Annotated in this window: 14 protein-coding genes; all 14 read right to left on the bottom strand. The window is 63.1% G+C overall.

The features are described from left to right. Positions 1–27: 27 nt before the first annotated feature. Positions 28–1,581, bottom strand: a complete 1,554-nt coding sequence (locus G3T16_RS13815) for a hypothetical protein (protein WP_163495757.1) — start codon at positions 1,579–1,581, stop codon at positions 28–30. Positions 1,582–1,678: 97 nt separating this feature from the next. Then, positions 1,679–2,125, bottom strand: a complete 447-nt coding sequence (locus tag G3T16_RS13810; RefSeq protein ID WP_163495756.1) for a hypothetical protein — start codon at positions 2,123–2,125, stop codon at positions 1,679–1,681. A gap of 673 nt (positions 2,126–2,798) precedes the next feature. Beyond that, the gene (gene gspD / locus G3T16_RS13805; RefSeq protein ID WP_232059079.1) at positions 2,799–5,063 is read right to left on the bottom strand and encodes a type II secretion system secretin GspD; all 2,265 of its coding nucleotides are present in this window, start codon (positions 5,061–5,063) and stop codon (positions 2,799–2,801) included. 438 nt (positions 5,064–5,501) lie between these two features. Next, positions 5,502–6,167: a type II secretion system protein N gene (locus G3T16_RS13800; RefSeq protein ID WP_163495755.1), complete on the bottom strand. Its 666-nt coding sequence runs from the start codon at positions 6,165–6,167 to the stop codon at positions 5,502–5,504. Then, positions 6,164–6,736 carry a type II secretion system protein GspM gene (gspM, locus tag G3T16_RS13795; RefSeq protein ID WP_163495754.1) on the bottom strand — a complete coding sequence of 191 codons (573 nt, stop codon included), beginning with the start codon at positions 6,734–6,736 and terminating at the stop codon, positions 6,164–6,166. Before gspM ends, G3T16_RS13800 begins: the two co-directional genes overlap by 4 nt. Next, a complete protein-coding gene (locus G3T16_RS13790) occupies positions 6,733–7,743 on the bottom strand; it encodes a PilN domain-containing protein (protein ID WP_163495753.1) in 1,011 nt (336 codons plus the stop codon). The genes gspM and G3T16_RS13790 overlap by 4 nt, the downstream gene beginning before the upstream one ends. Positions 7,744–7,763: 20 nt before the next feature. Beyond that, positions 7,764–8,486 (bottom strand): hypothetical protein, encoded by a 723-nt coding sequence (locus G3T16_RS13785; RefSeq protein WP_163495752.1) that lies wholly within the window; start codon positions 8,484–8,486, stop codon positions 7,764–7,766. Continuing rightward, positions 8,483–9,106 carry a prepilin-type N-terminal cleavage/methylation domain-containing protein gene (locus G3T16_RS13780; RefSeq protein WP_163495751.1) on the bottom strand — a complete coding sequence of 208 codons (624 nt, stop codon included), beginning with the start codon at positions 9,104–9,106 and terminating at the stop codon, positions 8,483–8,485. The genes G3T16_RS13785 and G3T16_RS13780 overlap by 4 nt, the downstream gene beginning before the upstream one ends. Next, complete coding sequence (locus tag G3T16_RS13775) at positions 9,103–9,495, bottom strand: type II secretion system protein (protein ID WP_163495750.1); 393 nt, start codon at positions 9,493–9,495, stop codon at positions 9,103–9,105. Before G3T16_RS13775 ends, G3T16_RS13780 begins: the two co-directional genes overlap by 4 nt. Continuing rightward, positions 9,482–9,940 carry a prepilin-type N-terminal cleavage/methylation domain-containing protein gene (locus G3T16_RS13770; protein WP_163495749.1) on the bottom strand — a complete coding sequence of 153 codons (459 nt, stop codon included), beginning with the start codon at positions 9,938–9,940 and terminating at the stop codon, positions 9,482–9,484. The genes G3T16_RS13775 and G3T16_RS13770 overlap by 14 nt, the downstream gene beginning before the upstream one ends. Further along, positions 9,924–10,358: a type II secretion system major pseudopilin GspG gene (gene gspG / locus G3T16_RS13765; protein WP_163495748.1), complete on the bottom strand. Its 435-nt coding sequence runs from the start codon at positions 10,356–10,358 to the stop codon at positions 9,924–9,926. The genes G3T16_RS13770 and gspG overlap by 17 nt, the downstream gene beginning before the upstream one ends. A gap of 82 nt (positions 10,359–10,440) precedes the next feature. Next, complete coding sequence (locus G3T16_RS13760; RefSeq protein WP_163495747.1) at positions 10,441–11,646, bottom strand: type II secretion system F family protein; 1,206 nt, start codon at positions 11,644–11,646, stop codon at positions 10,441–10,443. A gap of 5 nt (positions 11,647–11,651) precedes the next feature. After that, positions 11,652–13,373, bottom strand: a complete 1,722-nt coding sequence (locus G3T16_RS13755; RefSeq protein ID WP_163495746.1) for a GspE/PulE family protein — start codon at positions 13,371–13,373, stop codon at positions 11,652–11,654. An 85-nt stretch (positions 13,374–13,458) separates the two neighbouring features. Continuing rightward, the gene (locus tag G3T16_RS13750) at positions 13,459–14,271 is read right to left on the bottom strand and encodes a ketoacid CoA transferase (protein WP_163495745.1); all 813 of its coding nucleotides are present in this window, start codon (positions 14,269–14,271) and stop codon (positions 13,459–13,461) included. Positions 14,272–14,282: the final 11 nt, after the last annotated feature.

Here is a 14,282-nt window from a genome sequence, read left to right as displayed (position 1 = left end):
ATCAGAGCTTTAGAGACTATCACAGCATCAAGAAGCAACGCCGTAAGAGTGCTCTACGATCCGACCATAGTTCGCGTCAGGGTTAGCGGGGAAGCCGCGTTCCCAAGCCACGAAACCAATCTTCGGGATCAGATTAACAGTGGAGAGATCAGTACAATCCTGAGCTGCGGCTGCTGCTGCAACACTGTCCTCAGTCACGGTATTGGTATCACCCAGAGTCAGGCCGGCCGAAAGCGCAGTTGCGTCACAAACTGCGAGATTCGCGTCCATGCTGGTAACCGCCAGCTCAGCCCAGCCAAATGGGCTATCTGGCACATCCACGCTGATATCTGAGTTCTGGCTGTTCAGCACGGGATCTACGCCCCACCGCACCACGTTAACTTCGTACGGCAGCTCGGTCCGGGTAACCTGACCGGGAGGCTGGGGAGATACTACAAGACCACCTTCCTCCTGGGTAATTTGCTGCTCTTCACGATCGTATACGTCGAACGTTGCTGTGGCCGGTATATCGCGGAAGTCACAAGCTGCTGTCTCCAGATCGTCATTTCCACCACCAGCGGTAGCCGGATCACCGCGAGAACACGTTACCGCTTCGTTGAACAGGGAGCCGAAGTAGTGAGGCAGGCTCAACATGGTGTACTGGCCCGGGAAAGTGATAACCCAGTCGGTGCCGACGTTAAGGTCTGCATTGGCTGACCAGTCATTGATCACGGATGCGCTGCCAAAAGCGGTGCGCAAAGCGTTGAACTTGCCGCGATCAACACCAACCCAGCCACCGTTCAAGTCAGGGTAGTCGAAACCTTCCAGATCGCCGCTGAAGAGACCAGTTTGCTGGTTGGTCATCGAGGGCTCAGCCAGGAAGTTCTGAAGGTGGAACGCCTCGTTACCGAACTCTATACCTGACTCGGAGTCACGAATGAAGAAAGAGACCTTCAGCGCGTTTTCAGGCGCTTCATAAATCGTTACGCCACTGGGCACACCGGTAACAGTGCTGATCTGGTAGGTTTCGTCATAATCGATAACGCCCTGAGACGGACCACCTGCATCGCCATTCGCGAAAAAGTTGCTGCGAACGCCGGCACAATCCGCAGGAACGCCTTCTGACGTGTGCTTGGCGGCCACTGCAATAGGTGTAGATTCAGAAACTGGCTGACCCATGCCAATGATTTCAATGTAGCCCTCTTCCGCGTTTTCGCGGTAGATCGGGGGCATAGTGAACTGCCCATTGACTCTTCCGGGCGCCGTGCAGGATTCGTCCTGGGTAGTAAAGACGATGTTATCACCGTCAGTGCTCAGGAAGCCGGTCCAGACGTCTTTCGGCGACAGGATCAGGTTGAAGTCGAGGGCATCCATGGAGTCGGTGCCGCGACGCAGGCGAACCTTGACTACCTGGGTGGCCTCGCTGGTGTTGGTAATATGTACGCCGGTACCGAAGCCGTCACGTACGGTGTAGTAAGGCACCAGGCCCACGTTGCCGAGGCCGTTGATTGACGGCTCTTGCGCGGTCGTGATACCAGCGTACCCGGCTGTTACCGCGGCTACCGCTGCAGCAAGGCCTAAGGGTTTGAAATTCGCATTCATAGAGGAGCTCCTAATGTGTTTTTTACTTCACAACCAAATTACAGATTGCTAGCGCTATTATTGCTAGCTGCAGCCAGCTTTCAACCCGATAGCCAGACTAACCGTTGGTGCTGTGCCACCACTCGCCATCAATGCTAACCCATTTCTCGCGAATTGTTGCAGGCACGGCTCCAAATTGAGCAGATATCGAGGTTTGTTTGACCGGCTTGGACATGACCCGAACCGTCACACTCGCCACAGCTGCGTCAGCATCATAGGCAACAACTTCAATTCCTGTCAACTGCCAATCCAGCGTATAGGAAAAATTGTGCCTAAACATATTCTTAGGCACAACAGCTCGATAGTTAGGTGAGGCGTACTCCCAGGCCTCGGCAAAGTCCTTGTCGATCAGTGTTTGCCAGCGCTCGCGCACCCGCTGTTCCAGCGCGGCGATGTCAGCCTCGGTGAGTTCCTGCTTGGTCTGCATCTGGCCACAGGCGCTGATACCCAGGCAGGCCAGCACCAGTAGTGCCGCCATGAACAACCGTGATTCTCGCTTTAACATATTGAAATAGTTACCTTTTACTTGATCGGGCGGCGATTATAGCGCGCCCGGGGAGCACAATGAAAGCGGCTTGGCTGCTGTCCGTAGCCGCCACCGCAGCCGGTATATGGTGTACAGCGAAGCCGCCGTGTGGTGTGACTGCAAGCCTCGAGTCGGCCTCGCGTGGAGCCCTTCGGCATCGGGTCAAGCAGTGCTGCCGGCCCGTCCGGGGCTTCGCCATATGCCAGCGGCCAATTTATTCCATTACTTTCGTGTGTAAAATTTACACGAATTTCCGGGGGAAAAGCGCCCAACGTCGACGATAAATAGCGGCTGATGCCGATGATTGTTTCAGGCTCCTGCACAGTCTTCTATATATAAGCTCTATATAAGAGAATGGATATAGGCTCTATATCGAAGAATGGCGGCTGCTCAGGCTTTGTTCGCCTCTTCCTGTATTGCTTCACTTCTTCCGGTATAGGGTGCGTTGACGAAGGAAATGCACCTGGTTCGGGGTGGTGGTGCGTTTCCTTTGTCAACGCACCCTATGAGCTGGGTGGTGGTGCGTTTCCTTTGTCAACGCACCCTATGAGCTGGGCGGTGGTGCGTTTCCTTCGTCAACGCACCCTATGAATTGCCGCACATCCTTCTATATATAGTGTCGGTATAGCCATGTTACAGGATTGTGCGGGTCCTAGTCTTCCGCCAGGGGCTCTTCCAGCAGCGGATCGTCGATCAGTTGCATATGACGCACCCGGGAGCGCAGTTCCTGACTGACCTCACGCAGCTCGGTCTCGTTGGCCAGTACCCGCGGCGTGATGATCACCAGCAACTCGGTGCGGCGGTTGTTGTTCACGGTGCTGCCAAACAGCGCACCGAGGACGGGAATACGGTGCAACAGAGGCACGCCCGAGTCTCTGCTGGACGCGTTCTCGCGGATCAATCCGCCCAATACCACCGATTCGTCGGAGCGTACCGCCACCCGGCTCATGATATTGCGCTCCAGGAACGTAGGTTGCTCGTTGATCGTAGCAGTACCTATATCAGTCACTGACTGCTCCACGTCCATCGTCACCAGGCCACCGGCATTGACCGAGGGCCGCACCATCAGCTTGACGCCGGTGTCGCGGTACTGAAAATTCTGGGTAACCGTACCGCCCTCACTGACCAGCGAGCCCTGACGGATGGCCACCTGATCGCCGACGTGAATATACGCGGTGTGGTTGTCCAGCACCATCACCGACGGGGAGGAGATCACGTTGATCAGGCTGTCCTCTGACAAGGCATTGAGCACCGCATTGATATTGCCGGCCGGGTTGGTGATGGAATAGGAAAAACCTGGCGCAGAAACCGAGGGCGCGGAGCCGGAGCTCACCTGCTGGCCGGAGCCGTCGTAGCGTCCGCCCAGCCCATTCTTGAAGGACCACTCCAGGCCGTATTCCAGATCTTCGGTGAGTGTCACTTCCAGGATGCTGGCCTCGATAATCACCTGGGTGGCAACCACGTCCAGCTGCCGCAACGCATCCTCGATAATGCCGTACTGCTTGCCGGTGGCGTAGATCATCAGCGAGTTGTTTTCCTCGTCCGCCACCACCCGCACATCGGCAATCTCACTCTCCTCGTCACCACCGATGCTGGTGACCGTGCTGCCGCCGGTATCGCTACTGCGATTGCTGCTGCCAAAACTGCCGATACCACTGCTGCCTGAGCTGCTGCCAGACCCAAAACTGCCACTGGAGCGGCCGCTTCTGCTGCTGGAACCGGAACCGATCGATTCCATGGACATGCCCGGGGCGACCCCGCGGTCGGTGGCGCCTGAACGCGCGGCCGGCCCCGTGGAGCGACCACCCCCACCACCACCGGAATAAATACCCCGGATCAGGTCAGCCAGCCGGCTGGAGGTGGTGTTCTGCACCGGATAGACATGCAGGCTTTTTTCGAAATTGGAATCCGGGGTGGTATCCAGCCGCTCGATCCAGGTACCCACCGTATCCAGGTAATGCGACCTGGGTGTGACCACCAGCAGGCTGTTGAGGCGCTTGACCGGTATGATGCGCACCAGCCGGGAAAAATTATTGCTGCCCTGCCCGCCCTCGCCTTCACCCCCATCGCCGCTGCCGCTGCCCAGCATGCCGTCGAGCACCTGGGCAGCGTCTTCCACGCGGCTGTTTTCAAGCGGAAACAGGCCCACCGACATGCCCTTGAGCAGGTCGACGTCGAAGGTGGCGATCATGTCCAGCCAGCCATCAAGCTGCGCCTGGGTACCGGCCAGTATCAACAGGTTGCGGCTGTTGTCGACCCGGAGAAAGGCCTGCTCCTCTGCCATCGGGCCGAGAATCTCGGCCATGTTGCTGGCGCTGATGTACTGCAGCGGGACCACTATCGTGCTGTAGCCTGCGCGCTCGGATTCGGGATTGGAGAGCCGCGGCGCCAGCCGGGTGCCCTGTTCTGACCCGGTCACCAGGTAGCGGCCATCGGCGCCGCGGGTCATGATGACGTTGTTGGCCCGCAGCAGCGATTCCAGCACCTGCAGCAGTTGGTCCCGGGGAATCGGGGTGCGCGAGCGCAGCGTGATGTTGCCTTGGACGGGATGGTCGACGATATAGTCCAGGCCGAGGATATCGCCCAGCACGGCGTGCACCACTTCGCCCAGCGGCGCCTCTTCGAAATTGAGGCTGACATCCTCGCCCACCAGGCGGATGGGTTCTTCCAGCGCCGGCATGTTGATGGGTTGGTCGGTACCCCGGTACAGGGAGGGCTGGAGCCGTTCGGATTCTTTCTCTGCCTGCTGGCGGGCCGCGAGTTCCTCGGCGGAGCGCGGCATGGCGGCCGGCTCGGCGGGCTGTTCGGAGTCCCCGGTATCGGGCTTGCCGTAGGGCTTGCCCCGGAACTGGTTGTCCAGCAGGCTACAGCTGGCCAGCAGTGAGACCATGACGAGCGCAGTCAGGGGCCGCAACATAAATTTTCCTTGTACTTTCCGTTCACAATTGAATGACACACTAATAGTTGGGTGCCAATAATGCGGTCACTACTTCCGGAGAATGCTTTCGAGACACGCCGTGAACCCGTCCATGGGGGCTCGGTTGCCGCATCCATGCGGCAAACGGTCTCGAAAGCATTCTCCGAAAGCAGTGCCCTCACACCGCGACTAGCCCCAAGCCAGTGCCGTTCATCCACAATGCCGTACCCATTGTATGGCATACACTTTAAGCTGGCTCCGATGGTAGGCCGGTGTCCTGGGTGGGTGTTTTCAAGACCGTATGCGACATGGATGTCGCATCCGAGCCCCCATGGATGGGTTCACGGCGCGTCTTGAAAACACCCACCCAGGGCACCGGCCGGACTACGAAGTCCACCCCGCCCAAAGTAAGTGCCCTCGATTCACAACTCGATGCATTCACAGGTTCTGCCCGCCATCCTCGCCCATCCGAACGTCACCCTGCGGGCGGTCCTTCGGCGGGGCATCGCGCTGGGGGCCGGGACGGCTCTGTGGCGCGGGGGTTTCCCTTCGCGGCCGGGCCTGTTTGCCGGTGATCGAGCGCTGCAGGCTCAGTTTTTCGGTATTGCGCCCGCTGACCAGTACCACGTGGTCGGACGCGACTTCCTGCAATTCCCAGCCCGACAGCGACTGTCCCATCAATACCCGGCTCTGTTTGTCATTGACCAGCACGATCATGCCGGCGGCGTCGGCGTCGCCGAATACGCCCAGCAGGCGCACGTCCTTCAGTTTGGAGGCCGGCTCGCTGGTTTTCTTTGCCACGGGCGCCACTGGCTTGGGTGCTGCCGGCCTGCGCCCCTCCCAGAACAGCGGGCGCGCCCGCAGTTCTTCGCTGTCTTCGCTGCTGACGGAACGGCGCGCCAGTTGGTCGGCGATGGTCAGCGAGGAAGCGGCCGGCTCCACCGGGGTAGGCGACGGGGGGATCGCTGCCCGCAGGCCTGTGTAGATCAGCAGCAACAATAGCAGCAGCAACAGTGCCACCGCCACCAGCTCGATGTTGCGCTCGGTGCGCAGCGGATTGGTCCGCACCTGGTAGCGCGCGCGCAGCGCCTGCAGCGCGTTCATGCCCGCGCCTTCAGTGCCAGGACCTGCACCGTCGCGGTGATGTCCTGTTCGGAACTGTCTCTGCCGCGGCGGCCGGAGGCGCGCGCGGGCCAGACGTCGATGGATTCGATCAGCAGCAGGGGCAGGTAAGCGTTGATGTCGGCCAGCGCTATGTCCAGGGCCGGCAGGTCGCCCGAGGCGGTGAACTTGATGGCGATATGGTCGAATCCGTCTTCCTCCCGCACGGGCAGGATCTGGCTGTTGCTGACCACCAGGCCGGCAGCGGCAAAGATTTCCCGCACGTTCTTTTGCAGCATGGCGGATACGGCCTGGTGGTCGTCGGTGGCAGGATAGACCAGGTCCAGCACGTCGGAGCCCACGGCGGAAGCAGCCTGCCGCAGTTCGTCTTCGCGTTCCAGCAGGCCCTGCAAGCGGGCGACGCGCGGCTCGAGCCGTTCGATGCCGGCCTGGTATTCGGCGCGCAGGCCCAGCAGGCCCGCGGTCAGGTACAGCACCAGCAGCAGCGGCAACACCGCGGTGCCAAGCACCAGCACTGCGTAGCGGGGGTTTGCCCGCAGCCAGCTCATCATGGCGCCCTGTCCTGCAACTGGATGCTGACGTTGAACTGTTCCAGGCCGGTATCGCCGACCTTGGTGATGCCCTGGTCGGTAACCACGGCAAAGGCCTCCTGACGGATCAGCTCTTCCATGACCCCGGCCGCATTGGCGGCGCGACCGCGCAGCCGCAGTTCCTGGCCGCGCATGGTGAGCTGGGCGATGTAGGCATCGTCTCCCAGCAGACGGGTCAGACGCGCCAGTTCCACATGCGGGTTGGGAAATTCATTCAACAGTTCATTGACCCCGGCCACGGTCTGGTTGGCGGCGCTCAGCGATTCCCGCAGGCCGATCACATCGGCGGCCTCCTGCTGTACGGTGTCGGCCAGGGCCTGGTATTGCTGCAACTGGAGATACTTGCCACCCGCCAGCAGCGCCAGAATCAGCAGCAGGGTCAGCAGGCTGGCGCCCAGCCAGCCAGCCATCCGCAACAGGCGCCGCTGGTAGCGCTGCAGACGCCGGGATTCGCCGAAGCCGCGCAGCACCACCGGCTGCTCTGCGGCCATCGCCCAGACCTCCCTGGCGTGGGGGTCGTGCAGGTCGTAACGGCTTCCCAGGTAACGCATCACCGCGCTGTTCGAGACAATCGCCAATTGCAGCCGCAGGTGCTTCTCGTCGCGGCCCAGCAGGGTCCAGCCAGCCGCGGTGTCATCGGCGGGAAAGGGGCTGTTGGCCATGACCTCCAGCGCCATCACCGAGTCCAGCTCGTCTTCCGCCGCGCGCGGCACCGCCAGTGGCTTGAACAGCACCAGCTCATCCGGCAGCAGCACGGCTTCGCAACTGGCCTCGCCCGCGCTTACCGGGTGGCCGGCGTGGTACAGCGCGGTACCGGTTTCTCCCTGCAGCCGCACCACGTCATCCAGCCGCGCCCGCACCGGCGAGCGGTCGCCCCAGAGGAATTCCGCCCAGGCCACCTGCCAGTGATGGCCGATACGGCGCATGTCGTAGCCAAACAGGTACCATTGCTGTGTGTTATCGAGCATGTAAGCCAGCCATTGTGTGTTTAGCCACCGATCACCCGCGGCGCCTCGGTGCGTTTTATCTGCCAGGGCAACAGCGACGGCCCGGCGGCCTGCAGGGATACCCAGCGCCGGCGCAGCCAGCGGCGGCCGTCATAATCCATTACCGCGTCCAGCCGGTAGCCGCGATCCAGCGCGGTGATATCGTCGCGGATGGCATCGAGCAGCGCGCGGTCAAAACCCTCTATGCGCAGCAGGTCCTCCGGCGTTTCCAGCGCAGGTCCGCTGCCCCGGCGGCCCCGCGGGTTGCGCAACTGTACCACATTGTCTGCCAGCCGTTGGGCCTCTCCGCGGCTGATTCCACCGCGCTCGGCGAACAGTGCCGCCAGCGGTCCCGGCTTTTCGGAATAGACCTTGATCAGGCGCGACACCGGCACCATCTGCACCCGGACCCGCAATTGCCCCAGCGCGAATTCTCCATCCAGCACGGGCTCCTCGCCATCGGCCGGTGACTGCCGCTCTGCGCGCAGCTCTCCCTGCCGCGACAGCAGCAGATTGATGGCGCCGTCACCCGCCGCGGCGACCTTGGCCCGGGCCAGGTGGGTCTGCGCCAGGCGCACGTCGACCCGCGCTTCGTGGACGATACCGACCACCAGCAGGGACATGGCGGCAATAAACCAGACTACCATCGCCAGCGCCACACCGCGCTGTCGCTGACAGTGACGTCCAGGCGCCGCCGAAAATTCCCCGCAACGGCCCCCGCTCATTGCGGCACCTGCATGATCAGGTCGGGCCAGAACCGGTCGCGGGTGCGGATCCGCAGCCGCAATGTGGCCGGCGAGGCGCTGCCGGCAGTGATCCACTCGTCCACCCAGTCCTCGCCGACGCCGGGCCGATACGCCACGGCAAAAGTCTGCAGGCCGGTCAGCAGGGGCCGCGACGGGGTCTCCGACCAGTCCGCCTCGCGGTTGTTGGGCGTCGGTTCCTGCCAGCGCAGCACCAGTTCGTCCTGCTCGCGGGCCAGACGCAACAGGTACTGGCCGCCGAAGCTTTCGCCAAACATGATATTCGCCTTCCACACCAGGGCCGTGTCATCGCCCTGGAAGAAGGCGCCAGACTGCTGGCTGGCGCCGCCGAGGGTCAGCCCGCCCAGGTCCGGGCCATCGCCGATCACGGCACTGTCGACCAGGTCCCGCAACAGGCTGCTGGCACTGCGGACCTCGTCGACCCGCGCCATCATCCGGTCCAGCGTCTGCTGGGTGCTGGCAAAGGTGCGCAGCGCCGTGATCGTGGCGAGCATGATCAATGACAGCACCGACAGCGCCACCACCACTTCCACCAGAGTGAAAGCGCGCTGGCGGCCAGCAGTGGAATGGCCCGGATTCACGTCTCGCCGGCGCCCGCTACCACGGAGTTCAGCACCACCTGGCGCGCGCTGCTGCCGTCGGTCCAGCTGACCGATACCTCAATGTACTGCAGCGCTCCTCCGGTCAGACCGCCGGGACCCTGTTGCGGAATCGGGTTGGTTGCCACCCGCCACAGGAAGCCGCCGGTGGTTTCGCCGCGGGCAGCGGTACCGCTGAGCGGCACCACCGCATAATCCGCCAGCAGCGAACGGGCCAGCTCGACGCCGTAGGCGTACTTTTCATCCATGCGCACGTTGCGGGTGGCGCCACTGGTAGCCTGGTACAGTGCCCCCAGCGACAGCCCCAGGATCGCCATCGCCACCAGCATCTCCAGCAGGGAGAACCCGGCAGCGCGCCTAGCGGGCCGCATAGGCTTCCTGACTGACATTGCCCAGCAGCCAGTCCACCGTAATGCTCACTCCGGCACCACGGGCAGACTCGATATCGACACCGCCACCGCTGGCGCCACCCTCGGGGTAGAAGCGGATCACGCCGACCCCGCCGCGGTTGAGCTCACGCGCGGAGTGCACGCTGACGCTGAACCCGGCCGGCAACTGGTGCACCGTGGAAGCAAAGCTGATGCGACGCTTGCCCGGATCGATCTCCACGCTCTGCGCGCGGCCACTGTGCATGGCCTGGTAGCGGGCACTGCCGAACAGGGTCACGACATCGCGCACCGCCTGCCGGTAGCGGATATTGTCGTACATGCGCATGGTCGAGGGCACCGCCAGCGCCAGCACCAGGCCGGCAATCGCCAGCGCCGCCATCAGTTCCAGCAGGGTAAAGCCGCGCTGGGTGCTACCAGTTGCCCACATCCTGGTCTTCACCCTCGCCTCCGGGAGTACCGTTCTGGCCGTAGCTGTAGATATCCAGCTCGCCCCTGTCACCAGGGTACTTGTACATGTATTCGCGGTTCCAGGGATCCAGCGGCACGTCCGATTTCAGATAGGGGCCATTCCAGCCCGCGGCACTGGGCGGCTTGCTCACGAGTGCGTCCAAACCCTCATTGCTGGACGGAAAGCGCCCCACGTCCAGCTTGTACATTTCCAGCGCCTGCTCCAGGTCCTTGATCTGGATGGCGGCGGTCTTGGTCTTGGCACCACCGAGCTGGTTCAGCACCCGGGGCCCCACCAGGCTCATCAGCAGGCCCAGGATCGCGAGCACCACCAGCAGCTCCATCAGTGTGAAACCCCGGTTCCTGCCCCGCGAGCTGCGCCGGCCTTGTAATGTCATATGCATGCTATTCGTGTACTCCCGTTGATAATAAGTATTCCTGACAGACGGCGTGGTGAACCGGCTTATTCCCAGGCAACTGTCAGATCGCCAGGTCGTTGACCGACAGGATGCCCATCAAGATGGCGATGATGATCACCGCAATCACAAAACCCATGCCCAGAATGAGCACCGGTTCCAGCAGCGTGAGGCCGCGCTTGACGCCCACCTGCACATGGCTGTCGAAGACCTTGGCCAGCTCCAGCATCATCTTGTCCAGACTGCCCGATTCCTCGCCCACCCGGGTCATCTGTATCACCATCGGCGTGAACATGCCGGTTTCCTCCAGCGCCACCGACATCCGCCGGCCGGCCTTCACCGCCGGTGGCAGCACCTGCAGCGCGTCCTTCAGCACCCGGTTGTCGACCGTATCGATGGCGATGGAGATGGCCTTCAGCAGCGATACGCCGTTGCCCAACAGGGTGCCTACGGTGCGCGCGAACTTGGACACCTCAAACTGGAAGATGATCCCCCCCGCCAGCGGCAGGCGCAGCAGGCGACGATCCTTGCTGGCCTGACCATGTTCGGTTCGCAGCCAGCTGCGCAGGTACAGGCCGACGCCTGCCAGCAGCAGCAGGATCAGCCAGCCGTAGCTCTTGATGAAATCGGCGGCGCCTATCACCATCGCGGTCAGCGGCGGCAGCGCTTCGCCCATGTCCTCGAACAGGGTCTCGAACTGCGGCACCACAAAGCCCAGCATCAGCACGATGGACAATACCGACACCACCAGCAGGATGGCGGGGTAGATCAGCGCGGCTACCACGCTGTCGCGGTTGGCCTTGGCATTCTCCAGGTACTCCACCAGCCGGTCCAGCACAGCGGACAGCTGGCCGCTGGCCTCACCCGAGCGCACCATATTGATATAGAAATTACCGAATACGTCGCTGTGGGGCTGCAATGCCTGGCTGAAGGCCTTGCCGCCTTTCACCGCGGTCAGCAATTCCTGCAGCAGCACTTCAAGCGCCGGCTCCGAGGCCATGTCGATCAGCACCTTCAGGGCCCGGTCCAGCGGCAGGCCGGCGCGCAGCAGCACCGCCAGTTCGCTGGTGGTGGACAGGACGTCCTGGCGCTTGATCGCCTTGCCGCTGCCCTTTTTGGCGGCCGCGGCGCCGGCCCCGGCCTCCAGTTTGAGCAGGGTCAGGCCCTGGGCCCGCAACTGACGCGAGGCCAGTTCCAGGCCATCGGCTTCCACGGTGCCGTCCAGCGGCTTGCCATCGCGGCCGATCGCCCGGTAATTGAAATAGGCCATGGGCGTCAGGCCACCGCGGCCGCGGGCGGACCACCGGCCTCACTCTGGTCCTGGGTCACCCGCATGACTTCCTCCAGCGAGGTCTGCCCCTGCACGACCTTGCGCAGGCCGTCCTCATACAGGGTAATCATGCCCTGGCGGCGGGCCGCCGCGTGCAATAGGGTGGCGTCCGCACCGCTCATGATCTCCCGGTGCATCTCTTCGTCCAGGCAGAACAGCTCGTGGATCGAGGTCCGGCCGGCGTAGCCCGTCTCCAGGCAGTGCGTACAGCCACGGGCCTGGTAGACCGTGGGATTGGCCGCGTCGATGAAACGGGCCAGGCCGTAGCGCTGGATCGAGTCCGCATCGAGTTCGAGCGGCGCCTTGCAGTGCTTGCACAGTGTGCGCACCAGGCGCTGGGCCAGCACCCCGTTGACCGCGGAGGTGATCAGGTAGCGCTCGATACCCATGTCCTCCAGCCGGGTGATCGCGCCGGCGGCGGTGTTGGTGTGCAGCGTGGACAATACCAGGTGACCGGTCAGCGCGGACTGCACCCCGATCTGGGCGGTTTCCCCGTCACGCATCTCCCCGATCATGATGATATCCGGGTCCTGGCGCAGAATGGCGCGCAGCGCCCGGGCAAAATTCAGCTCGATCTGGGACTGCACCTGGATCTGGTTGACCCCCTGCAGCTGGTACTCCACCGGGTCTTCCACGGTGATGATCTTCAATTTGTCGGAGTCCAGCGAAGCCAGTGAGGCATACAGGGTGGTGGTCTTGCCCGAGCCGGTGGGACCGGTGACCAGCAGTACGCCGTGGGGGCTGTCCAGCAGGCGCTGGTAGCGGCGCAGGGTGTCGTCGCTGAAGCCCATCGCGGTGAGACTGAGGCGGATGCTGCCGCGGTCCAGCACCCGCATCACAATGCTCTCGCCATGCACGGTGGGAATGGTCGAAACCCGCAGGTCCAGCTCGTGGCCCTTGACCCGGATCATGATGCGGCCATCCTGGGGCAGCCGCCGCTCGGCAATGTTCATGTGCGACAGCAGTTTGATGCGCGAGGCGATCGCGGCACCGAGGTTCACCGCCGGGGCGTCGGTGGCCTCCTGCAGCACCCCGTCCACCCGGTAGCGCAGTTGCAGGCCGTCCTCGAAGGGTTCGATATGGATATCCGAGGCGCCCATGTCCACCGCCCGGTGAATGATCTGGTTGACCAGGCGGATCACCGGCGCCTCGCTGGCCAGGTCCTTCAGGTGCTCGATGAAATCGTCGTCGGTCTGGCCACTGAACTGGTCGCCAAAGCCGTCTTCGTCGTCGCTCTCCCCATCGGCCGACTGCAGCCGCAATTGCAGCGCGCGGGCGATATCGCTCTCCAGGCCCAGCACGATACTGACCGGCCGGTCCAGCGCCATCGCCAGGGCCTTGGCCAGGAAGGGATCCTGCGGCACCGCGGCGGCAAAACGGACGCCGCTGTCATCCACTGCCACCGGCACCACCGCATTGTTCACCAGGAACTCCTGGGCCAGGCCGTCCAGCGTTACCGGCTCTTCGGGGTAATCCGACGCCAGTTGCAGCGCAATGCCCAACTGCTCGCTGAGCACCAGCGCGATATCCTGCTCCGATACCAGGCCCAGCTTGACCAGCACCTGGCCGAACAGGTCGCCCATTTCGCCCTGGGCCAGCAGGGTGCGCTCGACATCGCGCTCGGAAATTTTGCCCTGCTGTACCAGCAGTTCGCCGATTTTGCTCATGACACGCCGTTCCAGTGTTCGCGGGGACACCGGCCGGATTCAACCGGCCCGGATTCGCGGCATTGTAGCACAGCCGCCGCTACCGTCAGAGCTGGCCGGCAGGCTCGCCGGGCGGGTTATCGGCGATCACGGTGGCGCGCAGCTGGTGCGGATCCAGGGCCGCAATGATGGCCAGCTGGGCCGCCGTCGGCGGCGCTGTGGCGGGCACCGTGCCTGCCACGGCAATCGGAAAGCCCGTGTTGTCCTGTACCTGCTGGACGGTAACCCCCGGGTGCAGGGTCAGCAGCCGCAGCTGGTTGTCGGGGCCGCCGAAATCCATCACGCACAGGTCGGTCACCACCCGGCGGATATCGATGTCCTCCAGCGAGTGTCCCCTGGCCAGCCGCGCCGGATTGAAGCCGGGATAGGATACGTAGTCGCACTCCCCGGGAGGAAAAGCCCGGGTAGTATGGCCCGCGACAAAAAAGCTGCGGGGGCTGGAAATCGAGAGGCCGGGGAAACCGCGGGGCTCCGCCAGCATCGCCCCGGTTTGCCGGAGGCCGCCGTACTGCGCGGAACTGTTGGCCTGGCCGAAACGGTCGAGCTGGCTCGGCTCCAGTATCGTGTGGCACTTGCGGCTCCAGAACGTGTCGCAGGCCCGCGAAAGTCCCAGCCAGGTCTCATTGGCCTGGTGAAAATCCGCCGGTCGCTGGCCGATGGGGCAGGGTTCGCCCAGCAGGAAGGCCCCGGCATCGGTGATCATCAGGTCCGGATTGAAGGTCTTCATCGCGAGGCTGGCGGCCAGGCGCGGTATCACCCCGCTGCCGGCCGCCAGGATCTCGCCGTCGTGACGGAAGGCCTCGGCGGCAGCCACAATGCACAGTTCCGCCAGGGTATAGCCGGTTGCTGCATCAGACATACGTGGTCCTC

Source organism: Kineobactrum salinum (assembly GCF_010669285.1).
In the GTDB taxonomy this organism is placed as follows: Bacteria; Pseudomonadota; Gammaproteobacteria; order Pseudomonadales; family Halieaceae; genus Kineobactrum; species Kineobactrum salinum.
This window is presented reverse-complemented; position numbering and strand designations above follow the sequence as displayed.